Genomic DNA, 26,766 nt, shown 5'->3' on the forward strand with positions numbered 1-26,766 from the left:
CACATTCGATTAACCCCAGCTTTCTCCATTAGGGAATCAAAACTATCTAATGTAAAAATATAACTAGCCACATGGTCACCGTATTTCTTTTAAAATTCCTGCTATATATTCAGCATTTAACCAATAACACTGCTTTGTAATCCATTGTCCGTCTGGCAATTCTGTTTTATCAGCCGCATTTCTTCCTTTCGGTCGAACATGAAGTACACCATTAAATTTAGTATTTGGTAAGTTATTCTTGATGCCTCGCTTCGTCTCCTCAAGCTGAATACCTTCATTTACAACTTTGCGGATTTCTGTCCAATACCCCCACAATTCACGCTCAATTGTTTCTAGCGGCATATGCCAAAGCTTTATCCCTTTAAAAATAAGTTCATCCCATTCATTAAATTGAAACACAACAAAAAGCAACTGCGTTTCTAAAAAATAATTTCTAATATAGCTCTCTTCCCAGTTCTCCTCGACAATTTCTTTAAAATTAATATTGACAAATGACATATGTTCTTTAGGTATAGCGTTTTGCTTCAAACGTACCGTTTTGAATTGAATATTAGCTTTTGCAAATTCAGCAATTTTATCAAGCTTTGTTCCTTCTACACCTAATAAGGAGCTAATTAATTTAGGTATAAACGCTTTATTTTGGGAATCAAAAGGAACAGCTAATCGAGTTGCCATCTCCTTTTGAGTTAAACCAATATACGGAGCAAAACGTTCGTGTAAAAGCTCCTCAATCGTTTTTTCTATTAACTCCTGTTTAGATGCAAAGTAAATTAATTTTTCTTTTGTAATATGTTCTCTCATAATTGAAGTCATATAAGATTGTTTTAAGGAAAATGCACGTTGGGGAGCTAATATATTAGAATATGGCTGTTGGCGTACAGATGATTTATTTGCTCCTTTCGTACAAGCTCCTAGGTACTGCGTATCTCCCTCAGACAATAAATGTGCCTCACCCGATTGAATTTTACGAATGATATACGCCCAATCCTTTTTAATAATAATTAAATCTTCCTCGGGATACTCATATAATATTGTTTCAATAATACGAAATTCACCATGCTCCAACTCAGTTTGCCATTCATAGAACATTAGCAATAGCTTACGATTTTTATTCCAAAAACTAGATGTTTCGAACTGCTCATGAACTTCTTCCATATAATTAATGATATTAAGTACGAGTCTCTCTTTGGCAGATATTGTTCCATTTTTATTTTTCTTAAATGCCGTCACTTTTAATTCAATACCTAAATTTTTAAAATCAGGCTCCGTATTGCTATTTATCTCATAACCAAAATGGCTTTCCTCGATAATATGACCAAAGCCCCCCTTTTGTCCTTTCCCTAATCGATTATTTTGATCAATTTCGTTAAATGTTTTTCCAATTGCTTCTTTCGCTTTTTTCATTAATTCAGTTTCAGTTTTATATAGCATCTAATCACCTCATTGGAAAATTTTATAAGTATATATAGCATACTTTATATAATGAAAAAGTTCCAAATAACCTATCATTACGAAAAATTAAAATTTAGGTATTTGTATACTGAGAAATTCCTCCAACAAAAGCAACAATCAGTACATCAAATCCTGCTCTTCACACACCGCATAAATAAAAGCACCAGAAAAACAAGTTTCCACTTGGATTTCTGGTGCTTTATTTTAATTTATACATCACTTGGATGTGTTTGTTTATATAGCAATTCTAGTCGTTTGGATAGCTTGCTGTAGGCAGTTTTCCAGGCTTTTCGTTTCTGTTCATCGCCATTTGCTGGTACATATAGTGCGTGTACATCTGCAACCTTTTTCAAGTCACTTTCTGCTTCTGTTAGCTTTTTGTAGTTTTTGATTGTTTTTTTGTCGCTGGCGTTTAAGCTATCGTAAATTGTGCGTAGCTCTTTTACTTTAGTCTCTAGATTGGCGATGTATTCGCCTTTGATAAGTAGCCCATCAATTGATTCGATTAATGTAACTACGACCTCGGAGGATTGGAGCTCTTTTTCCTTGGTAATGATTGCTTGTCGAATTGCTGGACTCACTAGACTTGCTTGCTTCGTTGTGAGCTTTGAAAAAGCTTTAATGACAGTGCTCGGATTCGAAGCAAATGATTTTTCGTATTGTGCTATAAATGTTGTTGCTTTTTTAGCATCCGATACAGCTGCTTTTAAAATCGGATAGTTGGTTACTGTTTTTTTATCAGCAGCGCTTAATTTATTGTATTGTGTCGATAATTCATTGATTTTTTCAACTGATATGACATACATATCGTTTACTATTATTGCGGCAATGTCATTATTTAATTGCGCCAAGTTTGGTGCATTTTTATCAACTAAGCGATTTGCTAATAGGTCCTCATATTGCTGTTTTGCTAAATATTGTTGGTTAGCAGGGAGCTTGTCATATGCTTTTTGAACTGACTCGATTTTTTTAGACTGCTTTTTCACGTCAGTTTCTTCTCTTGCAGCCTGCACCTTTTTGTGGAATGATTTGGCACCCGAAAGGTCCTTGCTAGCAGCCGTTAAAATAGAATAGTTTGTCACATACTTACGCGCACTTGAGGATAAGTTTTTATAAATCGTTGATGCTGAATTCACCGCATCTTCAAATGTTGCAAATGTGTAATTTTTAATATTTGCAAGCTTATCAATATCAGAAACGAGCTTGTCAGCTGCAGCCTTATCGGTAGGCTCTTGTTTACCTGGGTCAACAGATGCTGTTGGAGCATTTTTCAAAAATTCATCGGCATTATATACAAGTGATTGCTGTAAGCTTGTTAATTTATTATATGCCTTTAATGCACTCGTATAAGTCGATTGGAGCTTATTACTCGCCACACCTTTTGTTTCTGAAAGCTTTTGGTAGGCATCAATGCTTTGAATCACTTTCAGTGCTGTTTTCAAATCCTTTTGCAGCGTTACTAGCTGACTGTATCCGATAATTTGTGTAGTCGAATTTTTCGTTAATCCTTTATATTCAGCAACAAGGCGGTCAACATTGTTAACATGACTTTGCCACGAAGTGCTTGAAGGATTTATTAGATAACGGCTACCAAGGTTTCCTACATAGTCTGCAATTTCACTATTTAATTGTGCAATTTGCTGCTCCTCTGCGCTTTCTGCATGCCATAATAAAGCCATCCATTCGTCTGTTACTAACTGTGCTTGCCTATATGTTAGCTTCTCATAGGCTGTGCGAATTGATTTTGCAGTCGTTACTTGCTTATTTGGCGTATCCTTTAATGATAATTTATCGAATGACTTTATAAATTGCTGCACTTTTTTAATATCTTGCTTTGCGTCTTGTAAAATGGCTTGGTTACGCACAGCAGCCTGTGCGTTTTGTGATAATGCAGCAATATCTTTATCAAGGGTATCAATCATCGCTTGCAAGTTCGTAACATCTGCCGCATTGTACTTTACGTAAGATGCTTCGTATACTAATAAGGCTTGGATTGCTTCATTAATTTTTCTTACTTCTTTAAATTCCTCGTTTGTACGGTTATCGAGTAAGTTTTTAATATCTGTATATAGAGCTTCTTGTGGATCAAGGCTTCGCTGTAATAAATCTAACTTATTGTAAGCTTCCTCAATATCTTGTATATATTTCGCCTTGTCTTTTTCTTCAATTTCATCTACTTTATTTACTTTTTCATATAGCTTCTCAATCGTCTCTACATCTGCTAATGCGCGTTTTAGCGCCGAATAGTTTGTTATATTCTCTTTTGCGGCTGCTGATAACGCTTGATATTTACTCTCTAAAGAAGTTACATCCGCTTTGAATGATGAAAGTGATGTAAAATTATATTTATAATCATTAACAAAAATCTCTTGGATTTCAGCAATCATTGAATCTACGGATCCATTGGAAATCGTTAGTGTGTTTGAAATATCAGACTCGATAACAGCGCTTCCTACCTTCGCCTTTACCCTCACGATAAGATGCTGTACATCTTTATCAAGTGCATCTTTTGCAATTGTATAGGTGCTGTTTGTTGCGCCATCAATAATCGTAAATGATTCTCCAACCTTGTAAAACCATTGATAGCTGTATGTAATTTGCCCGCTTTCAAGCTTTGCTCCCATAGCATCTGTTACACTTGCCCCTGAAGCTTTTATCGTTTCGCCCGGTACAGCGTAATCATTTAGCCTCGGTGCTGTAATCTCTAGCTGCAGCTCATTAATTTTGACAGGCTCGCTTTTATATTTAATCCCCTCTGTTGTCGTCGCCTCTACAAAAATAGAGCGTCCAGCCGCCTCTACTGGTACTTTTAGTGCCGCTGTTGTGGCACCGATTATCGGCTTATATGTAGAGCCGCTTGAATTTTCACCAACTACACTTTCTGCATAATACCATTGGTAGCCCTTAACAATCGATTTGGCAGGTAGGTTTTCAATTGTCGCCTTCAATGTTGCATTAACAATTTTATCTCCTGTAAGCGATACAGTTTGTATTTCTTCACCGTATGCAATAGTAGGTGCTATCATCACGATAGGCACTGCCCCCAAAGTAAAAAATAGTTTTTTATTCATTTTCCAACCTCCTCTACTTCATCATCTATATCGGGTAAATTCCTTTGCACTTTAATATTTTTCTAAAAAATAGGAATTTGAACACTCTTCACAACCTGCTTGATTGTCCCATAGCTTGGCGTTAATCCCCCGCATTAATAGCGGAAACTAACTCTAATCGATTCGCCCCATAGGCCTCAGTAATTTTTGCATCCTCTTCATTTAATACAATTGCTTCAATTTTACTCATTATTCCACCCCCCTTTTCATCACTTTAGCGTAGTTGCTATGTGAAAACAGAATTTGAAGGGGACGTTAAAATAGTAAGAGGGTTCTTGAAGAACAGCAAAAACACTGAATTTGCAGCTTTTTTTTGAATTTAAAATAAGCGTAAAGTGTATTTTTGACTGATGAGGAAAGCTTGGCTTTTGAGATAGCTTCAAAAGTAGTAACTATAGCATCGTTCAACACAATCATTCCATCCGCCCCTTTCTTAATCGGTTGTAAAATCCTAAAATACAGCTTTTTATATGCTAATTTTCAACACAAAAAAGGCGTCCGAAAGCTATTTTGGGACGCTTTTTTGTAATCGCGTATTGTACAAATTGGTTTTAGTGAATATTTAGTCTGTAAACGAAGGAGTTGTCCGAAAAGTCCATTTTGTTTTGACATCGCATTGAAATCAATGTATTCATCGCTTCACTTTTACTGAAGGAGTACACTGCTAAAGCCAATGTTCATCACAATTTTAAAAGAGGAATTTTCTGTTTATATGAATTATGAAACATCATCGCTACTGTCCAAAATGCCGGCTATGCACGGCTTTTTGGACAGCCTCCTTTATTGCTTAATTAGGGTGTATCTACCGGCTCCTTGCATAAGCCTTTGCTCATTTCACAATATTGAACGAAAACGCGTGCAAGCTCGCGAAGGCGATTGTGCACATCGTTATCAATAATATTATTGTCTGCATCAAAATGGTCTGCGTGTGTATAAACATAGTTCGGTGTCACTAGACATCGGAAATAATCTAAAATTGGCTTGAGCTGATTTTCGATTACTAAATGATGCTGATATGTGCCACCGTTAGCAATCATTGCGACTGGCTTGTAGCGCATTGCTTTTGGACTAATCATATCAAAAGCATTTTTCAATACGCCAGGGATAGATGCTTGGAAAATTGGAGATGCGATAACATAGCCATCTGCTTCCTCAAATTTCTTAATCATCATTTGCATATCCTCATTTAGAGGGCTACCATCTAAAATTTGGTGCTTTAAGTCTGAGAAATACAACAGCTCTAGCTTTAAGTCTTTGTTATATTCCTGAATATATTTTTCAACTTGTTGCAGAACGGCGCCTGTTTTGCGACCAAAGACTGTACCGTCAACGAGTAAAATTTTCATTTTCCAACCTCCGCTATTCCTTGTTAACAAATCGGTATTTACTACGTCACCTATTGTAGCAGATGCAAACGTTGTCGAACAGGGTACTGATTTGGAAAAACATAATTTCAGTCTTTTGGCGTATCCTGCTTCACCTTGTATTTTTCCATTTTAGATTTGTCGAATGTAAGCTCCTCATTTAATGGTTCTAGCTCATTCGATTTAAGCTTGTCCCAATTGAACACATCCTCACGCTTTATTTCTAGTTCCTTCTCTGGTTCAGGCATCACCATTTGTGCAAGCTCATTTGATGGGTAGATTGCTACTTTCGATTTTTTGCCCTGTAGTGCAATAACCATCATGGCAAGTGCTACTTGCTTTGCCGCAATAGAGCGATACTTCTTTAGAGGACCTATTAATATTGGATTTAGCACTGCTAATGCAGCTTCCCCTATTTTTTCACCTAGGCGAAACTCTGAGCGATTGCCTACTAACAGTGATGGACGGATAATTGAAAGTTGAGGTAACTCAATCTCTATTAGCTCTTTTTCCATTTTGCCCTTCACTCGATTATAGTATGCAAAGGATTTTTCATTCGCGCCCATTGCTGATATGACAAGCATATGTTGGATGCCACGATTTTTTGCAAGTGCTGCAATTTGTACAGGGTATTCAACATCAATCTTCTCAAATACTTCACGCGAGCCAGCTTTTTTTATCGTTGTGCCTAAGCAGCAAAAGATTTCATGCGCAAATTCCATATCACTTTCCGCAAGCTCTTCAAATGCGCGTACTTTCACAACTAATTTGGGGTGCGAGTAGTCTAACGCTCTACGCGCAATAACTGTCACCGCTACATATTCATCACTTTCACATAATTGTTTTACAAGCTCTGAGCCGACTAGTCCTGTCGCACCTACAACGATAGCTGAGCGCATCCCCATAAGTTCTCCCCCTCTTTTTCTCCTATTCTTTTAATTTTCACACATACTTCAGGAAATTTCACCATATTTTATGTAGAAACGAGAAAGGATGGATAAGCTATGCAAAATGAACAACAAAAAAACATCGCCTTCATTTTAGAATATAGTGAGTGGAAAGGCTATTACCCATTTGAACGAGTAGCTATTATGCATGACTTGCTAGCAGCAGAGCATATTTCGATTTTTCTAAAGGGCAATGAAAGTCATCTTTTAGAGCTGTTAAATAGCTCCCCTACCATTTTTAAAAATTATAATGAGCTTGCAAATAAACTAGCACAGCAGCATTTTGATTTAATTATTTATGATGGCAATGATTCTACTGTAGAGCAGGTGCAGTTGCTCAAAGCTCATTGCCATACGCTTGTGCATTTTGATGATCGTGGCGAAGGAGCAGAGCTTGCTGACTGCCATATCGTTGCGTTGCGCGAGGAAACACAGGAGATGATTCCAGCCAATATGCTAGTTGGCAACTTTGCCTTTGCGACACCGAGTGAGCTATTACAAATCTCCTTTGAGGACAAGCTAAAAAATGACTTACCACATATCGTCATTGCATTTGAGGATGGCGATGAGAACAATTTGACTTATCGCACACTACGCCATTTAACACAGCTACACATTCCACTAAAAATTTCTGTCGCTATCGATGAAAACTACCGTCATTCCGTAGAAGATTTACAAATGATGGTACTGAGCCGTCGCCACACTTCCATTCACCAACATCCAAACGCACTTTTATCGCTGCTTCCTACTGCGGATATTGTTGTTTGCAACGCTAATTACACACCTTATAAAGTTGCCACAATTGGCATTCCATGCATTACAGCGGCACAAAATGAACGCGAGCTATCGAATAACTTAAATCGCGAGCATAATGGCTTCGTTCATTTAGGTCTTGGACGCAAAATGAAGCAATCAACAATCCAAAACGCAGTGATGGAATTTGTCTTACATGAGGCACGATGTGAACGTGCAATTTATAAGCAGCGCACACTCGATTTACGCACAAGTAATGAAGCATTAAAGCAGCTTCTACTCGATTTAGCATACGCACGTCATGAAATTATCCACATTTGAGTATAGTGCTTTTTCTATGCTATAATTTACGATAGCAAATATTGAAGGTAGGTTAATATCCATGCTAACAAAAGCTCAAATACAGCAACAAATTGCCGAACTAAAAATGGATTATGTTAATTTACAAGGTGATATGGAGAAGCTTGAATCATTAGGTCATGAGGATTCCGTTAAACAAGCATTAACACGTCTAGAAAATATGGAAGCACGACTTGCAGAATTGAATAAGCAGCTCGCGGCGTTATAAAACCCGCGAGTTTTTTTCTTCATTCATATTATTAAAACTCACATTAACTATCGGGGGAAACGATATGGCAATACTAACAGTTGAAAACTTAGGTCATTCATTTGGTGACCGCACACTTTTTAAAGATGTATCATTCCGCATCGTAGAGGGCGACCACATTGGTCTTGTCGGTGCAAATGGTGTAGGTAAATCTACATTAATGGGCATCATTACAGGTCAGCAAATTCATGATACAGGAAAAGTAGAATGGTTGCCTGGCACACACTATGGCTACTTAGACCAGCATGCCGTATTAACGGCTGGACGCACAATGCGCGATGTACTGCAGGATGCTTTTTTACCACTTTATAAAAAAGAAGAAGAACTCAACGAAATCGCAGCTAAAATGGGCGAGGCTACGCCTGAGGAGCTAGAAAAATTATTAGAAGACATGGCAGAGGTCCAAGATGCGCTTGATGCAGGTGATTTTTATACATTAGATATGAAAGTGGAAGAGGTAGCTCGCGGACTTGGTCTAGATGCAATCGGCTTAGAGCGTGATGTTGCTGCACTTTCTGGTGGTCAACGCACAAAGGTGTTACTAGCAAAGCTACTTTTAGAAAAACCAAAAGTATTATTGCTAGACGAGCCGACAAACTATTTGGATGAAGAACATGTTTCTTGGCTGAAAAACTATTTAAAGAGCTATCCATATGCCTTTTTATTAATTTCACATGATACAGAGTTTATGAACGAGGTTGTCGATGTTATTTTCCATTTAGAATTTTCAAAAATGAATCGCTATACAGCAACCTATGAGAAGTTTTTAGAGCTTGCTGAAATTAATAAGCGGCAGCATATTGAAGCGTATGAAAAGCAGCAAGAATTCATTAAAAAACAAGAGGATTTTATCGCGAAAAACAAGGCACGCTACTCAACAACTGGTCGTGCAAAATCGCGTGCCAAGCAGCTTGATCGCCTTGAGCGCATTGACCGTCCTGAAACGGCAGTGAAGCCGGAATTCGGCTTTAAGGAGGCACGTTCCTCTAGCCGTTATGTAGTAGAAGCAGAAAGCTTACTAATCGGCTATGACAAGCCGTTACTACCGCCACTCACATTCCAGATTGAGCGTGGGGAAAAAATCGCGCTTGTTGGAATGAACGGTGTCGGAAAATCTACTCTATTAAAAACGATGCTAGGTAAAATTAATCCACTTGGCGGTAAAGTTATTCGTGGTGACTATTTATACCCTTCCTACTTTGAGCAGGAGGTAAAGGCTGAAAAAATAACACCCATTGACGATGTGTGGAATGCCTTTCCATCAATGGAGCAAGCACAAGTACGTGCAGCCCTTGCCCGCGCAGGCTTAAAAACAGAGCATATTACACGCCCACTTAACTCATTATCAGGGGGCGAGCAAGCAAAGGTTCGCCTTTGCAAGCTGATGATGAACGAAGCCAACTGGTTAATCTTTGACGAGCCAACGAATCATTTAGATGTAGATGCTAAAGAGGAATTAAAGCGTGCAATGAAGGAATTCAAAGGCACAATCGTTCTCGTATCACATGAGCCAGATTTTTATGAAGGTCTTGCCACAAAAGTTTGGAATGTACAGGACTGGTTTACAACAGGCCGTACAATTGAATTAGAAGAAGAATAAGACAAGCTAAGGCGTCCGAAAAGCAATGCCTTTCGGACGTTTCGTTTTTTATTAAAAAGCTGTAAACAGTGAATCTAGCACCATGCTTTTGAATTTATATTGAACTATATTGATAAACGCCTCTACACATCCCCTTTTCCCATATCCTCTCTTATTTTTTTCATATTCTATGAAACTTTTTTATCTTTTTGACGTATATATTAGTAACAAAGCGGGTATACATTAATTAGGTAATCAAAGGCATATATTCTACCATTGCGGAATATACAAATAAACAGCCGCTTTTCTCAAAATTTTTCCTTGCTTACTCGGGGAGAATTTGAATAAAAGTTAGCTGTGACGTAATTTAAAAAAATAAAAAAAATTATTGCATTACAATTAACTTAGTTGTAAGATATAAATATAAGTAATTACCTTACAAGTAAGTTACCAATGTAAAGGAAGAGAGGAATTCATTATGTCAGTAACAATTTACACGCAATCAAGCTGTTCCTCATCACGAAAAGCACTTAAATGGTTAAACGAAAACAATATTTCATATAATGAGAAACGCATCACTTCTCAGCCGCTAACATTAGCTGAGTTTAAAAATATTTTAAGTATGACTGAAGATGGAACAGATGAAATTATTGCAACAAACTCGAACGATTTCAAAAATCTTGATATTGATATCGAGCAACTTTCAATTCAGGAGCTCTATGCATTAATTCAAAAATACCCACGTATGCTGCGTAGTCCTATTTTACTCGATGAAAAACGCATTCAAGTTGGTTATAATGAAATGGATATTCGTCGCTTCATCCCACGTAAAGTACGTGCGTTTGAGCTGAATGCTTTGCAAAAATTGGCGGTTGAATAAGTCGCCTTTTTTTGTATGAAAGAAAATTTGGAGATGACAAACATGGGTGACTATAAACATGAGCATTTAACACCACTTTTCGAAGCAGTAGCTGCCTTAGAACGTAGAATTGCAAATGAATGGAATAGCTTAAATGAACTTGGCTTTTCCAAATCACATATTTTAATTTTAGATTTTTTAGCAAATGAAGGGCCAAAGCGCCCCTCTGCTATTGCCGAGCATTTAAAAGTAACAACAGGTGGCGTTACCGTATTAACAACAAAGCTTTTAAAATCTGGCTTTATCGAAAAAGCACAAAACGAAAACGATCGCCGCGCCTCGCAAATTACGATTACAGCATCTGGCAGAGATGTATTAAATCAATCGCGCGAACAAGTAAACACCTTAATCCATCAGCTTTTCGGCATGCTATCAGAGGAAGAAATCGAAAGCTTACGCCGTATCTTTATCAAATGCGCAAATTTTAAATAACAAAGCGTCCAAAATGCCGCGCCATTGCCGGCTTTTTGGACGCTTTTGTGTGCTGCTATCTCACAGCAACGTGCTCTATTTGATTGAATCGCCTCATTTATTCCACATTTTTCAGGATTTATTCCATGTTTTCCAGAGTTTATTCCATGTTTTTTCGAATTTATTCCACGTTCGTCTCAAAACCCAAGTTAAAAAATCGCCCTACCCTTTAAGCAGGTAGGACGACATCTACTAGTTTATGATCTGCTAATAGCATTTCTTTTAAGCGTGCTTTCGCGCGGAATAGGCGCGATTTAACAGTACCAATGGATACCTTCATTAATGCCGAGATTTCAGCTAATGAATATTGGTCTACATAGAAATACCATAATGTTTTTTGATAAATAGCATCAAGCTCGTGCATTTTCTCTTGCACAATCTTTGTGATTTCCACTTTCTCGACTTGCTCCTCTGTTGAAACCTCATTATTGGGAACCAAATCTAAAATCGGAACGTCTAATTGTTCAGGTTGGTTCATCATATACTTACTACGTCTTACATTTTTGCGATAGCGGTCGCGGAATGTATTCATTGTAATTGTTGTTAGCCATGCTTTGACATGGTCAACTTGTTCAATCGTTGCTTCATAGCGTACTACCTTTACCCATACTTCTTGCATTAAATCTTCCGCCTCTATTGTGTTGCGTGTAAGCTTTAAGCAAAGATGGTATATATAGCGATTATATTCGTCATAAACTTTCGTTAACATTTCATTCATTAGTTATTGCCTCCGTTCATTCTGCTTCATTAACCTCATTTTCGCAAAAATGTTCCTTACGCTCTATCGGATTTACTTTCAATTTCCTTACAATCATGTAAGCTTCCATGTCACCTACAAATTATGTATGCCTTCTTCGTCAAGTTATACCTCTATTCAAAAATCCTTATACCCTTTTTTTAAAATTTTATTCCTTCAAAGGAGGAATTTGCGTCCATTTCATTGAATATATATTCAATGAAAATAAATTTAATAAAGAGGTTATCAATATGAACACTAGACAACAACAAAAAGAACAAAGACGGCAGCTTATTTTACAAACAGCCTTAGATTTATTTATTCGTAAAGGCTATGGAGAAACAAAAATCGCTGATATTGCCAAAGCCGCCAATATGAGTATGGGATTGCTCTTCTATTATTTCGAATCAAAAGAAAAATTATATGAAGCTTTAATTCGGATTGGAAGTGAGAAATTGAAAATGGAGCTACATGCCGCAGCGGTATCTCCATTAAGAACTTTTCAATATGTTGCTGAGGACATTTTCCAAACAATTAGCGCTAACCCTTTTGCAGCTAAAATGTTTGTCTTAATGGAAAACGCGCAGCATTTAGATTCTTTGCCATCAGACATCAAAGAAATGCTGGCTGAAGCAGATAAATTAATTACCAAAAGTATTTCACTTATTGAGGAAGGTCAACGTTTAAATGAAATAAAGGATGGTAACCCACAAGCGCTAGCTATCGCCTTTTGGAATTCCTTACAAGGCATAGCACAGCATATTGCCTTACATCCCAACGCCCCTTGTCCTGATGCAGAGTGGATTATCGATATTATTAGGAGGTAAAAAAAATGCAAACGAAAAGAAATATCATTATTTTTGTTGTAATTGCTTTACTATGCGGCTGGCTCGGTGTGATAATTGACCATTTTATACCTGAGCAACCTAATGGCAACACACTTGGAATGGGTATTTGGCTAATTTTACCTTTGCTTACTACGATTTTTTTACGAGCATTTGCAGGTGATGGCTGGAGAGATATGGGGCTTGCACTAAATTTAAAAGGTAATGCGAAATGGTATCTTGTAGCATTTCTAATTTACCCCATTACAACATTTCTTTTATTATCATTTGGCTATCTAACTGGATGGATGGATTTTTCCAATTTCAATTTTCAAGCTATTAGTTCTGCTTTCGTTAGTGTATTTTTCATTCAATTTATAAAAAATATTTTTGAGGAATCTGTTTGGAGAGGTTATTTAACGAGTAAACTGCTTCAATTTAAACTAAATGATTTCTGGCTTTATGTTACAGTTGGAGTCGTTTGGGGGGCATGGCATATCCCTTACTTCCTTGTATTTTTATCAGATAGTGATATTGCGAGTGTACTCCCCGTTAATCGGTTGGTCTTTACCATTATCGGTATTGTAACAATGATTGTCTGGACAATTATGTATACAGAAATTTATTTAATAACACGAAGTATTTGGCCACTTGTTCTTATGCATGCCACAGAGGATGCCCTAATTAATCCATTGATGCTAGACGGTTACATTTCAATTGCACAGAACAAGGAATTTTTCGTCTCACCAACAGCAGGGATTGTGACGACATTATTGTACTTAGCAATTGGTTTAGCTTTACGGAAGATAAGAAAAAGATATATCCCTTCATTACGCTGATATATTAATACTTTCTAGCCTCCTTATGCTATACTATTTCCATTTCTCGACTTTGCAAACAGGGGCATGAAATGGCTTAGGAAGCTTTATGTATCAAGGGTTTAAGATGTTTCTAATATTATGTTTATTATGCATTTCTGGGCATGGAATAGCTTTTAATTGGGGCTAATAGAGGTTGGTGATGTGTAGAAATGTTTGAATTATAACAACTTGAGGCAATCTAATTCAATCTTTTTATATGAAAGCACTCACATTAGCTATTGTGGACGTCTTAATGGCTTGTTTAATAATCTGTATATATTAAGTTTTAAAAATGGGAATGTGTTTTTCAACGAAAAAATCTTTCATTTTGCAAAACACAAGCGCCTGGACTCATTGTACACACTAGACTTAGGCTCACAATATACAAGTGCAGGTGCCTTAAAATAACTGAAAAAGTATGGAATGACTCCTTCGTTTAGCCGTAAAGGTTGTCCCTATGATAATGCATGCATCGAATCGTTTCACGCAACATTGAAAAAAGAAGAAGTGTACAGAACGCGCTATGACAGCTTCGAAACGGCACGTACCGCTTTATTCAAATACATCGAAGGTTGGTATAATCGCAAGCGCATTCACGGTAGCGTCGACTATTTCACACTCGATAAATACGAAAGAATGTGCCGAGCAGCAGCGTAAAAAAAACTAGGGTACAAAGAAATCTACCCCAACACATTTTTGGCGCGCAACTTACATGCATTTTCCGCTCTACATCCCGAGTAGGCGGTCAAAGGCTCTTTTCACTTTGACGGGTTACTAGGCATGTGGAACACTCCCAAATGGATGTTGCGCGACAAAAAAATTAAGTTGAGGGTGTTGACGTAGATCCAAGGTTCTTAGTGTTTATATGCGTTATTTGGATATGGGTTTTTCCAGGGACCAAAATACTCAATTTACATATGCAAAATAGTCAGCTAACTGAATAATCTTCCACCTAGTTGGCTACTCGTCATACGTATCGCAAAGGTACGCTAAGTCGTACATTTCGGGCTTACATTTAAATAATGATAAACAATATCCTTTTGATATGTTAATTCTTCTATCCAGTTTTCTTCTATATTTGATTTAATTATTTTATTTATAGGTACTTTAAAAAAGTTATCTATTATTTCCTTATCATGGTATAAATTTACACTATTGAATTTGGTATAAAAGTAAGGAACATCACATTTCAATAAAGAGCTTATTTCATATTCTACTATTCTGTTTAACTTATTATCTTCAAGTATAATTCTTAAAAACTCTTTACATTTATTAAAATCTCTATAAAGTATGGGATTCATCATTATATTTATTAAATTTTGATAAAATGAAGTATTTCTAGGAATAAATCTAGAAATGCAATTTCTATATTTATATATCAATTCATTAATTTCAACTTTTTTATTTTGAATAAACATTAAGCCTTTCTCATATCCATCAAAAAAAGATTCTAAGTTTTCATCTATAATAAATAAAGGATTAATTTCTTTTTTTAGTAGTCTGTCATTTAATTTCATTTCATTTTTATTTAGTAACCTATTAATAGTCCTAGCTTTATAAATTAGATTATTCCTACTATATGATTCAATTAATAAACTTTTTAAAATATATTTAGAGTCTATTTTTTCTTTATTTTCATATATAGTATTATTGTGAGCTAATGTTTCAAAATCAATAACTACTGGATAACTTGCATATATTAAGATATTATCTTCATGAATGTCAGAAGTATTTAAAACTTGAAAAAGTGCCGTGAGAACTCCTAACTTTGATGCAAAATGGTCTTTGTTTAAAGATGCTTGCTTTTGCGTATCAATATATTCAACCCAACCATATTTATAACAATCTATTGTTCTCGGATAAATATTTATGTAGCGTTCCTCTTTCAGGGTACTATTTAAAAGAATAATTAAATTTTCAAATATTCTATCAGATTTCAATGAACGAGGCTTGAATACCAATTTTTTAGATAAAGTCTCTAAGATAGCAACCCGTTCTCCATTATTATGCTTATCCCCAACTAATTTAATTGTTTTAATTGCTAGTGATTCTTCATCTATGAATTTTTTATTAATAAGCATCGGAATATCTTTTATATATATTTTTATTATTTTTTTTAAACATGAAATAGATTGTTCAACTATATTATCTATTATCAATATTAAATTTATATATTTATCCATAAAAGAAGACATATCATTTATATTATTTATTTTTGGGTTTATATTATCATGTACTTTTGAAATATCCATCGAAAATTCATAGCTTAAAGTCTTTCTTGAAATTTGAATAATTTCTTCATTGAGATAAAAGCAACTGTCTTCAACAAAGTTTTTCATTGATTCAAAATGAACAATTATTTTTTCGTTCGTTATAAAGTTAATCATTACTTCTCGATAATATCTTATAAAATATATAGTATAATTTTCAGTGTTGCTCTTATTATGTTTTGTATAAATGTATGGTGTTTTATTATTTATATATTTCTTCTTTACTTTTAGATATTGATGGAGTTCTTCACTATTTTCGTGAGAATAATCTTCAGGGTTTGAATTAATAAATTCTCTTATTTTTTTTTTTTTTGGCCTAAATTATTAACGTCACTATAAACTTGTGAAGTTTCTTTAATTAGTAGATCAACAAGATTTTGTTTATTAAACAAAATAATTCCACCTTTCATAACATTTTTAAAACCTTAAAATCAACTTGCCCTGAATATTAGTTAGTAGATTGATACTTCTTTAGACCTTGCTGCCACTGTATTCTAACTAAAATTGTAAACACAGCAATAAATAATATATAATATCCTATTGTTAGAAAGCTGAATTCCCCTCTTACTATTTCAACCGGTAAATTTGTACTAAGTAAAATTGGTAAAACCCATACAAAAAGTAGATGTAAAACTGGGGGATAAACATTCCTTGGACGACTAGCAATATCTAATAAATATTCCGGGATAGCTGATATTTGATATGGTCGTTCAATCCAGAATGAAAAGTTTATAAAAAATTGATTTACCAAATAGTATAAATATACACCTAGAAGAACAAACAAAATATACATCCCAATTCCAAGTATTATATTCTGTCCAATTAATATTTTAGGTACTGAAAAACATAACAATAAAATTGCAATAATAATGTTAATTAAACTAGCAATATCCATTTTTTTAATACTATTAATTAATTGAGAATCAACTGGTCTTATAAGATCATAGTCTAATTCCCCTTCAATAATTTTATCTATTAATTCCTCATGAGATAATGTAAAGAAGAACTGATAAATATATGAAATTAAAGTATATGTGGCACTTAATGTTAAAAAACTATAAAAGTCCCAACCATTTACAGAATCTGTATAATTATAAATCAATAATACAGATATTACTTCAATCGCTGTAAATAAAACTCCAAAAATACATACTAATATTGAAGTTAATCTATAAATAAAAAATTGAGAAATACTTTGAATCCACATGGTTTTCAGATAATTCAAATTCATTAAACTCCCACTCCTTCGTATTTCTTCAATCCCTTTTTCCATAAGATAGAGTAAATAATTCGAAAAAAGATTATCCAAAAAATTGAAGCTATTAAGTAGTTAATTATTAATGTCAAAGGTAAGTCGCCTTGTATAGCTTTTGTATTTACATATCCAAAGAGTGAGAAAGGTGTGTATTGAATTATATTTAAAATGTTTTCTGGTAATAAGTCTAATGGGAACATTACTCCTCCGAAAAGTGAAAGTAAACCATTATAAATTGGGCGTAATGGCCACATTTCAATTAACCAAAAGCTTAACGCCCCTATAACTGATAAAAATATAAAAAGCAAAAAGAAATTAGACAAAACTAATATAACAGAAGCTAAGTTTGGAAATGAAAATTGAAAGATATTTAGAGTAAAAAAGCCAGTACCTATTATTAATACTACACAAATTTGCACTGCTTTTTGAGCTATAAAAACAGAAAAACTTTCAAGAAAATAGGAATATGGTCTTATTAGTAAAGTTGAAAGTTTACCATTACTTATTAGATTGGATAATCTAAAAGCACTATTAGGAGCAAATAATATACTTAGCAAAGATGTTAAAATTAAATAGGTAGTTATTTCTGATATATTATAGCCGCCAATAACTTCTTCACTTGAGTATAAAGCTCTCCATACAAATATAGTTGTAATTATTTGTATAATTTGAACTATAAAGCTTGATATTATATTACCTTTATAAGTTAGATTTGATAAAAGTTCGTTCCTAAAGACATATATATATTTCAATTTGAATTCACCTTATTATTATCAGTAAATATATTAAAAATAATGTCTTCAAATGGAGTTTCTTTAATATTGAAACTCTCAATATAAAAGTTATTAGTCAAATACGATATCAATTTATACTGAACATCGTCTTTAACCGGAAGAATTATTTCCCATTCATTTGTAGCTGACCCTTTCTTTATTCTATATCCATGTATTTCAGAAGGTAGTTTACTTTTAGTTTTAACAACGAGAGTATTCTCTTGTTTATGAATATTTAATAATTGCTTAATATCTCCGTCATATTTAATATTACCCTTTATTAATATTATTATTCTTTTAGCTAACGCCTCTATATCGCTCATATAATGACTTGTAATCAAAATTGTTGTGTTCTCAGATTTATTAATGTGTATTAAAAATTTATGTATAGCTCTTTGACTCTCAATATCTAAACCTATTGTTGGTTCATCAAGAATCAACAACTTGGGATAATGAATCACAGATGCTATAAGTTCAAATTTCATCCTTTCTCCAAGAGACAATTTTCTTACTGGGGTATTTATCTTTTCTGTTAAATTTAAAATGTTTACTAGATAATTTAGTCTTTTATTAAAATCATTATTTTCTATTTTATAAATTGACTTTAATAGATAGAGTGTATCTATAGCGGGCAGGTCCCAAGTGAGCTGACTCTTTTGCCCCATCACGAGGCCAATTTGAGATAAATATTTATTGCTCTTTTTATACGGATTAAATCCAATTACATTAATAACACCGTCTGATGGCTCTATTAATCCGACTAATAACTTTATAAAGGTTGTTTTTCCAGCTCCATTTGGACCTAGTAAGGCTATAATTTCACCTTTTTCTGCTTCAAAGCTAATATTATCTAAAGCAGTATGAGTAATATGTTCTCTTTTAAATAGATCTTTTATTGTTCCATGAATTCCGACTTGTTTTTTAAAGGTCTTGTAAGAAAAACGTATATTTTTAAAACTAATCATTTTTATTCTCTCTCCAGTAATTCATTAGTACTATATTTTTTTACAATCTTTATAACATTTGATAGTATGTCATTATGTTGGTGACTAGGTGTATAGCCACTGATTAACGAGTTACAAACAATTACAATATCTGGATTAATTTTATTGCTATTTAAAAACAAATCAAATTCTGCTAGTTTAGTATTTATTTCTTCCCAAGATCTTTGCTTATTCACAAACTTACCGTCCATGTGCTGATGAATCATGTAATATTTATCATTATTAGTATGGCAACTAACTCTACTTCCAAAATTCAAACGACTCTTATGATATAAATCACTATTAAACCTTTCAAATTCTTGTTTTGTAATTTCAATAACTGTACGCTCTCCCGCTTCATCACAACATGAAAAATAGTCTAAATCAATACTTAAGATAAGCTTTCGACCTTTTATAAAAGGAATTACATTACTATTAGGTTTTACCTCTAAAAATTTATTATTATTTCCACTTGGTTGTACTGACTTAGTTCCTATCATTATGTGGTCATTGCTGATTAATTCTTCAAATGTAATAAATTCATAATAATACTCTTTTTCATTATTAGATAACCACATTGAAGTATCTATTTTTCCTAAATGAAATAGTGGAATTATATAATCAGAAACTCTCAATTGGCTATAAGTTATGTCTTTTAAGTTTTTTCTATAATTCATCAAATCATCTTTGCGAATTATTGGTGTTCCAAAGTCATGATGCTCATCTATATGAATTAAGACATATTTTTCATCTTCAAAACTAATATGTTCTATAATTTTATAAAAAGCTTCATTGTGTTCTTGTATTATATTAAAAGTCATATTCATCCTCCTATATATTGTAACCCTCTCTTATATGGGGTTACCAACAGACCACTCGTTATAAGATTAAATTTTTCAAATCCCGGTATCAACACATGTGTACAATATAAATCTCGTTCTTCATAAATTGGGGTATAATAAACATTCCGCTCACTTTTTTGTATCTTATCAACCATATAATCTAATAATGAAGATAGATTTGAATGGGTGTTCGTTATATCTTTAAATGGCATGACCTCAATTTTACTACTATAGTTTAGCATTAATATATTATTAAATTTTTCGTACTTATATAATTCAGCTACTGTATATTTATCTTCTATTTCTAAATCCTTGTCATATAAATGAAACGACTGTAAACATTCTAGTAATGCCCTTTCTAAGGCATATGTAGGATAAACTGAACTCCCTGATCCACGTATAGGTAGTAGGAAATCTTTATGTTTTGCATATACTAAAAAACTATATATATTGAAATCTGTACTAATATCAACGATTTTTATATCGGTACCTAATGTATCTTCTACTATTTCACAAATTTCTTGTAAATTATTTGGTAAACTGAAACGGTCAACTTCAAAAATTTTTTGTTGTTTTTTCGAAAGAAAAGATTTTATATAATGAATTGAAAGAGCATCACGTTCAACAACTTCATTAATTGCATGAATAAGTGCCTCTTCTTTATTTCGACCTATTGCAGCTCCGCTATTAGTAGAATATTTGATTAAATTACTATAATCTTTGTTTAAATTTTTTGTAAAACTAGGATGAGTAAGAAATGCTGGATATAAAACTTCTTTTTCATCATTTAGAGAAGTATACTTTATAGTTTCTATTTCCTGACACTTATTCTGTAAGAATAAATACTCAATTGGATATTCTTCTATTAAATAAGGTTCACTTTCTATAATTCGGGATATCGTATTAGTGTGAATTTCTCTATGATAAAAATTAGGATCACTAAAATAATGTTCTAGTGTTTCAAATAGTCCACTAGCCAAAGATTGCTTACCTATCCCTTTCCCATTCCCCATTAAACAACCTATTTCATCTACCACATTTTTCACATAAATGCTAACAGTATTTATTTCTTCATTTTTTGAGTTAAAATAACGGCTTTGATATTCAAAATTAAATTTCCGAAAATAACTTAAAGCTATTTCAATTGCATCATTAGTATCTATCGCTCTTTCTTTTTGAGTTAATAAAAAGTTCAATTAAACTCCCTCCAACATTAACTAAATATTATTTTAAATAATAATCTTAGGCGGGATAGTATCTCCCGCCTAAGAAAGAAATTACTTATTTAAAGTTTCTACTAAATCCTCTTCTTCTGGAGTTAGTTCACTAATTAGAAGACTTGCTTTGCTAAGCTCTAGGTTGTTTTCTTCTACCGTTGCCCATACAGTATCTTTAGTGTTTTGTTCCGATCTGCGACGTCCCATTTATTACACCTCCTTCCTGTTTTGCATTTTACTATATTAATAATACAAAAACAAGAATTAATTATAATAAAATTCCAATTAAAAAATTAGCAAAAAATATACCTTAAGATGGTTAACAAATAAAATACACCTACTACTCACCTATTCCTACACAAACGCCGCCAAGCATGAAAGAAATGGACAAGGTGAGGCTATATAAATCATCAAAAGAGCCTAAAATATCAAGCATGTTAATTATCCTTTATTTCACAAATAAAGCCTAGTAATTTGTTGATTTCCGCTACGGGGGACGCTTTCCTCAGAGTGCGACTTCAACTAATATATTTGGCATTCGCCGAAATAAATGGATTCTCAGCTCGCAGTAATCCCGATGGAGTTGCCCCTTCACTGCAACCAATGAGGTATGCCTAGCAAAAAGTACTTCCTCTAAATAAAACACGCTAATTAATAGACAATATTTACATAATCAACACACCTGCTGAAATATATTACTATTTCAATGCTAAGGGTGAAAAACTATGGATGTACCGCCATAAGTTTTATGATGCGACTGGAATACGCCAAGAGAAGAAGAAAAGCAGCTTCAAAACAGAAAAGGCAGCGTTGAAAGCCCTATTAGAAGTAAAGGCTGCCACGCTGCGCGGTGAAACAAAACATATAGATAATGATAACATGACGATAGGTGAATGGCTCGATATATGGCTAGAGATGAATAAAAAGAAGTGGAAGCTTAGCACAAGCAAATACAGGAAAATGATTGTCGATAACCATCTTAAAAAGCTATTAGGCCATCACAAACTTCAAAAGCTAGACCGCGCAACCTATCAAAGAGTTTTCATAAATGTGCTTGAAGATAAATTGAAACCGTACACACTCAAACAAATACATGGCTTATTTAAAATTGCCATTAATGCAGCCGTAGAGGAAGAAATACTCGTGCGGAACCGCTTCACCAAAGTTGTGATAAAAGATGAGGATGACAGTGCTACAAAGACCAGCAATAAGTTTTTAACACCAGCCGAATTAAACAAGCTGCTTTCCACAGCAATGGAAACAGAGGATATTTCACACTATAGCTTTCTGTTAGTAGCTGCCTATACAGGGATGCGGCGCGGTGAAGCATTGGGGCTTCAATGGAAAAACATTGATTTTAAAAACCATACAATTACAATTGAGCGCACTAGAGATAAATTTGGCGCTCGAACGCCAAAAACTAAAAATAGCTACCGCACTATTTTAGTCGACAGCATCGTGATAGAGCAGCTAAAAAAATATAAAACCTGGTATAAGAGGGTGTGCTTACAATACGGCATTAAATATAGTAGTGATTTATTCATATTTATCAACAGCTATGGGGAGCCTGTGCATGATCAAACCTTTTACATGATGCTGAAGCGGGTACAATTAGAGGCGAAGCTAGTAGATAAGGATGGCAGCCCTAAAATCTCATTACATGGCTTACGGCACACCCACGCTACAATACTTTTGAACAATGGGCAAAATGTAAAAGTAATTGCTGAGCGTTTAGGAAATACGCCGAACATGGTCATGAACACATACGGCCATGTGATGAAAGAATTAGAGCAGGAATCTGTGACCGTCTTTAGTGAGAGTTTAGCAACTGGGGCTAAAAGTGGGACTAATTAATTTTTACCCCTCTCCCACCGTTGATATATCAATACTTCTTAGCTCTGATACGCTATACTATTTCCATTTTTTTACTTTGCAAAGAGGGGCACGAAATGGCTTAGAAGATGTTATGTATCAATGGTTTGTGGCGTTTCTCTTATTATATTGATTATGCATTTCGGGGCATGGAATAGCTTTAGTTAGGGGCTAAATTGGGGCTAATATCAGAGGATTCAGGTGCTGCAAGATTGTCAATGCCTTCCCTCTATGACTTTAAAATTTCGAGAAATAAAAAAGAGCAGCTGTATGCTTTAAACATCACAAACATGTCTAATTTCATTTGTCTAACTTTGTCTAATATTGACTACTTTTGTAGAGAAGCCTCAAAAACCAATTTCTTATGTTAAACTTACAAAAAGTAGGAGAGATATTATGAGAATTAATAAGAAAAAGTTTAATATTTTTAAGTATTCGATTTTTTACTAACATTTGCTGTATTATTTTCATTAAATACAAATATTACTGCAAACGCAATGAATATTAAGGATTCTACTGAAGAAATAGTGATGGATACTGATAGAGTTTCAAAAATTGTAAAACTTAAGAATGAAAGCATATCTATTTTTGAGGACGGACGCATAAAACCTATTAATAATCCAGAATCTCTCACAAAAGAAGAACGAACATCAATTTTGAAATTGATGAAATTCTCGGATGTTGAGATTGAATCTTTTCCAGAAGAATTAGTTAATGAACTATTAACTGATGGTGGAGTAGAAGTTGAAGTAACACAAGAAGATTTTGTACACATTTATACAGATTTACAGGGCAACGATTATATCGTAACACCTGAAACTATGGATGCGGTTGATAAAATTAAACTGAGAGATGCACAAATAATTGCTAGTAAAATTAATTTAAATTCAGGTGTAAGTACTTTTGCAATGGAAATAGAACAGCATGGGAATTTCACTGGACAGGGTATTTTAACCTATGTAGGGAAAAAAAGTAATAATTTGGAGTATGAGTACAAATACAGAACAGCATGGGAATGGAGCCTGATGCCAACATTAACATTTACAGACACTATAGCTACAGGATGGCAAGCTCACACTACTTCAGTTAGTACTGCAAGTGCTTATAAGAGATATGCAAATGGTGGAGTTTCCCATGATAATAAAGTAACGGTGGACAGATCTAATATTTTAGCCACTAAAGCTACAATAGATATACAAAATGCACCTGGTAGACACTATGGTTATATTGAAGATACAGTAAGAATACCTGTTGTAAATCAAGGAACTACAGGTTCATTCACTTCAGCATATGGTCATTCTTGGTCCCCTACTGTCGCAGGATTTGGAGGAGTCACTATTAATATTGGTGCTGCAGGAAGCATTAGCTTTTCGGGTGAAGCTGGAGATAAATGGAATTGGAGAAATACTTTTATAATAGGTAATACAAAATAATTTCTAAATAAATTATAGGATATTTAAATACCTATTCAAAATAACGTTCCTAAATCCAATCTTGATAACATTTAAAACAGCGGCAAACACTGTTAAATCAGTACTTGTCGCTGTTTTTTTAGAAAACAACATCCTGAGATGCTGCGCGGAAGGCTGTTCAATCCACTTGTTCTGAATGGTGGCAACATATAAATAGAATCTCAATGAAATGTTACCAAAGGACGCTTGAGAATATTATTTGTGTAAAAAATAGAATATTTTTCAGGAGGGAGGGTTTACTTATGGTAGGAGTTGCGACTCTAATTGGTATGTTTCTAATGCCGATTTTAGCTATTATATTTTGTATTAACCTTGTAGAAATAATGAAAAAAGTGAAGAGAGAAGAACCTACTGCTACTAACACGTTTTGGTTAACCGCATCTTTTCTTTTAATTGTCTGGAGTATTGCTATAACATCTTTAATTCACTAACAAATTTAATTAACGTTCCCAATAAATGTTTGAGAATGCACAAAAAAAGCGACAAACGTTGATTTAATAACATTTGTCGCTTTTCTTATAACATAAGGCATCTCATCTAAACCAAACAACTTTTTAAACAATCTACAAATAGATTCAACATAAACAATATCAACCAGAAAATCTTACTTGTATTCCACCTTGAACCTTCTTTATAACTCTCCCATAAAATAATTTTGCACTTGCCCATTCTAAAAAAACCAATATAATATACTTTTTATTCCATATCTAAATCTTCTTCATCTGTTAGAGGCGAAGCTAGTAGATGAGGATGGCAGCCCTAAAATTTCACTGCATGGCTTGCGACATACTCACGCTACAATACTTTTGAACAATGGGCAAAATGTAAAAGTGATTGCTGAGCGTTTAGGAAATACACCGAACATGGTCATGAACACATACGGTCATGTCATGAAGGAATTAGAGCAGGAATCTGTGACCGTCTTTAGCGCAAGCTTAGCGACTGGGGCTAAAAGTGGGGCTAATTATTTTTACCCCTCCCCCACCTTTGATATATCAATACTTTCTCGCCTCCTTATGCTATACTATTTCCATATTCGAAATAAAAGGAGGCTTTCTTTTTATGAGTCATTTAGAGAAATTAGATGCTTATTTTGCAGAGCATCGTGAGCGCCATTTAGCAGAGTTGGATGAATTTTTACGTATCCCAAGTATTTCAGCATTATCAGATCACAAAGTGGATATGAGAAATGCAGCAAATTGGCTAGCAGACCATTTGAAATCGTTAAATATTGAGAATGTAGCAGTGGAAGAAACTGCGGGACACCCTGTTGTGTACGGTGAGTGGTTGCATGCAGAGGATAAACCAACGATTTTGTTCTACGGTCACTATGATGTGCAGCCTGTAGACCCATTGCATTTATGGGAAACGCCGCCTTTCGAGCCAGCAATTCGTGATAATAAATTATTTGCACGTGGCTCATCTGATGATAAAGGCCAAGTATTTATGCACTTGAAAATGATTGAGGCATTATTTGCCACTGAAGGTACACTTCCAGTAAACGTGAAATTTATTTATGAGGGTGAGGAGGAAATTGGTAGCCCCTCTCTTCCGAAATATACAGAGGATAATAAAGAAAAATTAGCTGCTGATTTAATTTTAATTTCTGATACAGGCCTTTATGCAAAAGGTAAGCCTGCTGTTTGCTACGGTTTGCGTGGCTTAACAGGAGTACAAATTGATGTGCGCGGAGCAAAGGGTGATTTACACTCTGGTCTTTATGGTGGCGGTGTGCAAAATGCTATCCATGCACTAACGGCGATTTTAGCATCGTTCCGTGATGAGCACGGAACAATTCAAGTTGAAGGCTTCTACGACAAAGTCCTTCCATTGTCTGAGGAAGAGCGCCAAGCTTATCGTGACTTAAACTTTAATGAGGACGAGCTAAAAGAAGAGCTACAGGTGAAGGAGCTATTCGGTGAAGCGGGCTATTCTTATTTAGAGCAAACTTGGTCACGCCCAACATTAGAAATTAATGGCGTATTCGGTGGATTCTCTGGCGAAGGAATTAAAACAGTGCTACCTGCTGAAGCGGGCGCAAAAATCACATGTCGTCTAGTACCAAACCAAGACCCTGAAGAAATCGTTGCACTATTAAAGACACATATTGAAAAGCATAAGCCTGCTGGTGTCGAAGTAGCTATTTCTGAATTCGATAAAGGAAAACCATACTTAACACCATTCGACCATCCAGTTATCCAAGCAGCAGGTCGCTCTTATGAAAAGGTTTATAAAGTGCCGACTGCTTATACACGTGGAGGCGGTTCAATTCCAATCGTAGCAGCCTTCGATGAAATTTTAGGTTTACCTGTCGTATTAATGGGCTTCGGTCTTTCGAACGAAAACTTCCATGCACCAAACGAACATTTCCATTTAGAAAACTTCGATAATGGTCTCCGCGTATTAGGCGATTATTTACACGAGGTTGCAGGGTTAAAGCTATAAGAAAAGGTCTGCCTG

General features: G+C 34.5%; 23 protein-coding genes and 3 pseudogenes. 13 read left to right on the forward strand and 13 right to left on the reverse strand.

Annotated elements, in window-relative coordinates:
* Positions 1-75 precede the first annotated feature (75 nt).
* The 5 genes and pseudogenes from MHB51_RS09725 to MHB51_RS09745 form a co-directional block, all read right to left on the reverse strand.
* Positions 76-1,431 carry a Sau3AI family type II restriction endonuclease gene (locus MHB51_RS09725; RefSeq protein ID WP_342558038.1) on the reverse strand — a complete coding sequence of 452 codons (1,356 nt, stop codon included), beginning with the start codon at positions 1,429-1,431 and terminating at the stop codon, positions 76-78.
* A 230-nt stretch (positions 1,432-1,661) separates the two neighbouring features.
* Positions 1,662-4,523, reverse strand: a complete 2,862-nt coding sequence (locus MHB51_RS09730) for a hypothetical protein (RefSeq protein WP_342558039.1) — start codon at positions 4,521-4,523, stop codon at positions 1,662-1,664.
* 68 nt (positions 4,524-4,591) lie between these two features.
* Positions 4,592-4,752, reverse strand: a pseudogene (locus MHB51_RS09735) (copper homeostasis protein CutC); the annotation flags it as partial.
* A gap of 601 nt (positions 4,753-5,353) precedes the next feature.
* Entirely contained in the window at positions 5,354-5,908 is a 555-nt protein-coding gene (locus tag MHB51_RS09740) for an NADPH-dependent FMN reductase (RefSeq protein ID WP_066167966.1), read from the reverse strand.
* Between the two features lie 107 nt (positions 5,909-6,015).
* A complete protein-coding gene (locus tag MHB51_RS09745; RefSeq protein WP_342558040.1) occupies positions 6,016-6,831 on the reverse strand; it encodes an NAD(P)H-binding protein in 816 nt (271 codons plus the stop codon).
* A 99-nt stretch (positions 6,832-6,930) separates the two neighbouring features.
* Here MHB51_RS09745 and MHB51_RS09750 point away from each other — a divergent pair, with 99 nt between their 5' ends.
* The 5 genes from MHB51_RS09750 to MHB51_RS09770 all read left to right on the forward strand — a co-directional run bounded on the left by MHB51_RS09750 (position 6,931) and on the right by MHB51_RS09770 (position 11,163).
* Entirely contained in the window at positions 6,931-7,947 is a 1,017-nt protein-coding gene (locus MHB51_RS09750; protein ID WP_107941967.1) for a CMP-N-acetylneuraminic acid synthetase, read from the forward strand.
* Positions 7,948-8,008: 61 nt separating this feature from the next.
* Complete coding sequence (locus MHB51_RS09755; RefSeq protein ID WP_066167958.1) at positions 8,009-8,194, forward strand: SE1832 family protein; 186 nt, start codon at positions 8,009-8,011, stop codon at positions 8,192-8,194.
* 64 nt (positions 8,195-8,258) lie between these two features.
* Positions 8,259-9,833 (forward strand): ABC-F family ATP-binding cassette domain-containing protein, encoded by a 1,575-nt coding sequence (locus MHB51_RS09760; RefSeq protein WP_107941966.1) that lies wholly within the window; start codon positions 8,259-8,261, stop codon positions 9,831-9,833.
* Positions 9,834-10,290: 457 nt separating this feature from the next.
* Positions 10,291-10,692: a transcriptional regulator Spx gene (spx, locus tag MHB51_RS09765; RefSeq protein WP_066167952.1), complete on the forward strand. Its 402-nt coding sequence runs from the start codon at positions 10,291-10,293 to the stop codon at positions 10,690-10,692.
* A 42-nt stretch (positions 10,693-10,734) separates the two neighbouring features.
* Positions 10,735-11,163, forward strand: a complete 429-nt coding sequence (locus MHB51_RS09770) for a MarR family transcriptional regulator (RefSeq protein WP_066167949.1) — start codon at positions 10,735-10,737, stop codon at positions 11,161-11,163.
* Between the two features lie 208 nt (positions 11,164-11,371).
* Here MHB51_RS09770 and MHB51_RS09775 read toward each other — a convergent pair whose 3' ends face one another.
* Positions 11,372-11,920 carry an RNA polymerase sigma factor gene (locus MHB51_RS09775; RefSeq protein WP_066167946.1) on the reverse strand — a complete coding sequence of 183 codons (549 nt, stop codon included), beginning with the start codon at positions 11,918-11,920 and terminating at the stop codon, positions 11,372-11,374.
* Between the two features lie 269 nt (positions 11,921-12,189).
* On the opposite strand from MHB51_RS09775, the gene MHB51_RS09780 reads away from it, so the two are divergent.
* From MHB51_RS09780 to MHB51_RS09790, 3 genes and pseudogenes are all read left to right on the forward strand, one after another.
* Positions 12,190-12,765, forward strand: coding sequence for a TetR/AcrR family transcriptional regulator (locus tag MHB51_RS09780; protein WP_066167943.1), 576 nt, complete (start codon positions 12,190-12,192; stop codon positions 12,763-12,765).
* A gap of 5 nt (positions 12,766-12,770) precedes the next feature.
* Positions 12,771-13,601, forward strand: a complete 831-nt coding sequence (locus tag MHB51_RS09785) for a CPBP family intramembrane glutamic endopeptidase (RefSeq protein WP_342558041.1) — start codon at positions 12,771-12,773, stop codon at positions 13,599-13,601.
* A 375-nt stretch (positions 13,602-13,976) separates the two neighbouring features.
* Positions 13,977-14,279, forward strand: a pseudogene (locus MHB51_RS09790) (integrase core domain-containing protein); the annotation flags it as partial.
* Positions 14,280-14,611: 332 nt separating this feature from the next.
* On the opposite strand, the gene MHB51_RS09795 reads toward MHB51_RS09790, so the two are convergent.
* From MHB51_RS09795 to MHB51_RS09825, 7 genes are all read right to left on the reverse strand, one after another.
* Positions 14,612-15,961, reverse strand: coding sequence for a DUF4135 domain-containing protein (locus MHB51_RS09795; protein WP_342558042.1), 1,350 nt, complete (start codon positions 15,959-15,961; stop codon positions 14,612-14,614).
* Between the two features lie 379 nt (positions 15,962-16,340).
* Entirely contained in the window at positions 16,341-17,123 is a 783-nt protein-coding gene (locus tag MHB51_RS09800; protein WP_342558043.1) for an ABC-2 family transporter protein, read from the reverse strand.
* On the reverse strand, positions 17,123-17,899 hold the full coding sequence (locus MHB51_RS09805) for an ABC-2 family transporter protein (protein WP_342558044.1): 777 nt from the start codon (positions 17,897-17,899) through the stop codon (positions 17,123-17,125). Before MHB51_RS09805 ends, MHB51_RS09800 begins: the two co-directional genes overlap by 1 nt.
* The gene (locus MHB51_RS09810) at positions 17,896-18,885 is read right to left on the reverse strand and encodes an ATP-binding cassette domain-containing protein (RefSeq protein ID WP_342558045.1); all 990 of its coding nucleotides are present in this window, start codon (positions 18,883-18,885) and stop codon (positions 17,896-17,898) included. Before MHB51_RS09810 ends, MHB51_RS09805 begins: the two co-directional genes overlap by 4 nt.
* A 2-nt stretch (positions 18,886-18,887) precedes the next feature.
* Positions 18,888-19,724, reverse strand: a complete 837-nt coding sequence (locus MHB51_RS09815) for a UPF0489 family protein (RefSeq protein WP_342558046.1) — start codon at positions 19,722-19,724, stop codon at positions 18,888-18,890.
* Between the two features lie 2 nt (positions 19,725-19,726).
* Complete coding sequence (locus tag MHB51_RS09820) at positions 19,727-20,941, reverse strand: YcaO-like family protein (protein WP_342558047.1); 1,215 nt, start codon at positions 20,939-20,941, stop codon at positions 19,727-19,729.
* 81 nt (positions 20,942-21,022) lie between these two features.
* The gene (locus MHB51_RS09825) at positions 21,023-21,169 is read right to left on the reverse strand and encodes a hypothetical protein (protein ID WP_342558048.1); all 147 of its coding nucleotides are present in this window, start codon (positions 21,167-21,169) and stop codon (positions 21,023-21,025) included.
* Positions 21,170-21,691: 522 nt separating this feature from the next.
* Between MHB51_RS09825 and MHB51_RS09830 the strand changes: the two genes are divergently transcribed.
* The 5 genes and pseudogenes from MHB51_RS09830 to MHB51_RS09850 all read left to right on the forward strand — a co-directional run bounded on the left by MHB51_RS09830 (position 21,692) and on the right by MHB51_RS09850 (position 26,751).
* A complete protein-coding gene (locus MHB51_RS09830; RefSeq protein ID WP_342558049.1) occupies positions 21,692-22,816 on the forward strand; it encodes a tyrosine-type recombinase/integrase in 1,125 nt (374 codons plus the stop codon).
* A gap of 515 nt (positions 22,817-23,331) precedes the next feature.
* Positions 23,332-24,267: a hypothetical protein gene (locus MHB51_RS09835; RefSeq protein ID WP_342558050.1), complete on the forward strand. Its 936-nt coding sequence runs from the start codon at positions 23,332-23,334 to the stop codon at positions 24,265-24,267.
* A gap of 281 nt (positions 24,268-24,548) precedes the next feature.
* Positions 24,549-24,737, forward strand: a complete 189-nt coding sequence (locus tag MHB51_RS09840; protein ID WP_342558051.1) for a hypothetical protein — start codon at positions 24,549-24,551, stop codon at positions 24,735-24,737.
* Between the two features lie 303 nt (positions 24,738-25,040).
* A pseudogene (locus MHB51_RS09845) lies at positions 25,041-25,271 on the forward strand (tyrosine-type recombinase/integrase); the annotation flags it as partial.
* Positions 25,272-25,368: 97 nt separating this feature from the next.
* A complete protein-coding gene (locus tag MHB51_RS09850; RefSeq protein ID WP_066167930.1) occupies positions 25,369-26,751 on the forward strand; it encodes a dipeptidase in 1,383 nt (460 codons plus the stop codon).
* Positions 26,752-26,766: the final 15 nt, after the last annotated feature.

It is taken from the genome of Metasolibacillus sp. FSL K6-0083 (assembly GCF_038630865.1).
In the GTDB taxonomy this organism is placed as follows: Bacteria; Bacillota; Bacilli; order Bacillales_A; family Planococcaceae; genus Metasolibacillus; species Metasolibacillus fluoroglycofenilyticus.

Excerpts from the sequence above, each read along its gene's own strand:
- MHB51_RS09830 (WP_342558049.1), top strand. The coding sequence starts at position 21,692 with ATGTACCGCCATAAGTTTTATGATGCGACTGGAATACGCCAAGAGAAG.
- MHB51_RS09840 (WP_342558051.1), top strand. The coding sequence starts at position 24,549 with ATGGTAGGAGTTGCGACTCTAATTGGTATGTTTCTAATGCCGATTTTA.
- MHB51_RS09800 (WP_342558043.1), bottom strand. The coding sequence starts at position 17,123 with ATGAATTTGAATTATCTGAAAACCATGTGGATTCAAAGTATTTCTCAA.
- MHB51_RS09825 (WP_342558048.1), bottom strand. The coding sequence starts at position 21,169 with ATGGGACGTCGCAGATCGGAACAAAACACTAAAGATACTGTATGGGCA.
- MHB51_RS09775 (WP_066167946.1), bottom strand. The coding sequence starts at position 11,920 with ATGAATGAAATGTTAACGAAAGTTTATGACGAATATAATCGCTATATA.
- MHB51_RS09730 (WP_342558039.1), bottom strand. The coding sequence starts at position 4,523 with ATGAATAAAAAACTATTTTTTACTTTGGGGGCAGTGCCTATCGTGATG.
- MHB51_RS09835 (WP_342558050.1), top strand. The coding sequence starts at position 23,332 with ATGAATATTAAGGATTCTACTGAAGAAATAGTGATGGATACTGATAGA.
- MHB51_RS09780 (WP_066167943.1), top strand. The coding sequence starts at position 12,190 with ATGAACACTAGACAACAACAAAAAGAACAAAGACGGCAGCTTATTTTA.
- MHB51_RS09770 (WP_066167949.1), top strand. The coding sequence starts at position 10,735 with ATGGGTGACTATAAACATGAGCATTTAACACCACTTTTCGAAGCAGTA.
- MHB51_RS09785 (WP_342558041.1), top strand. The coding sequence starts at position 12,771 with ATGCAAACGAAAAGAAATATCATTATTTTTGTTGTAATTGCTTTACTA.
- MHB51_RS09810 (WP_342558045.1), bottom strand. The coding sequence starts at position 18,885 with ATGATTAGTTTTAAAAATATACGTTTTTCTTACAAGACCTTTAAAAAA.
- MHB51_RS09750 (WP_107941967.1), top strand. The coding sequence starts at position 6,931 with ATGCAAAATGAACAACAAAAAAACATCGCCTTCATTTTAGAATATAGT.
- MHB51_RS09740 (WP_066167966.1), bottom strand. The coding sequence starts at position 5,908 with ATGAAAATTTTACTCGTTGACGGTACAGTCTTTGGTCGCAAAACAGGC.
- MHB51_RS09725 (WP_342558038.1), bottom strand. The coding sequence starts at position 1,431 with ATGCTATATAAAACTGAAACTGAATTAATGAAAAAAGCGAAAGAAGCA.
- MHB51_RS09850 (WP_066167930.1), top strand. The coding sequence starts at position 25,369 with ATGAGTCATTTAGAGAAATTAGATGCTTATTTTGCAGAGCATCGTGAG.
- spx (WP_066167952.1), top strand. The coding sequence starts at position 10,291 with ATGTCAGTAACAATTTACACGCAATCAAGCTGTTCCTCATCACGAAAA.
- MHB51_RS09745 (WP_342558040.1), bottom strand. The coding sequence starts at position 6,831 with ATGGGGATGCGCTCAGCTATCGTTGTAGGTGCGACAGGACTAGTCGGC.
- MHB51_RS09795 (WP_342558042.1), bottom strand. The coding sequence starts at position 15,961 with ATGAAAAACTTTGTTGAAGACAGTTGCTTTTATCTCAATGAAGAAATT.
- MHB51_RS09815 (WP_342558046.1), bottom strand. The coding sequence starts at position 19,724 with ATGACTTTTAATATAATACAAGAACACAATGAAGCTTTTTATAAAATT.
- MHB51_RS09755 (WP_066167958.1), top strand. The coding sequence starts at position 8,009 with ATGCTAACAAAAGCTCAAATACAGCAACAAATTGCCGAACTAAAAATG.
- MHB51_RS09760 (WP_107941966.1), top strand. The coding sequence starts at position 8,259 with ATGGCAATACTAACAGTTGAAAACTTAGGTCATTCATTTGGTGACCGC.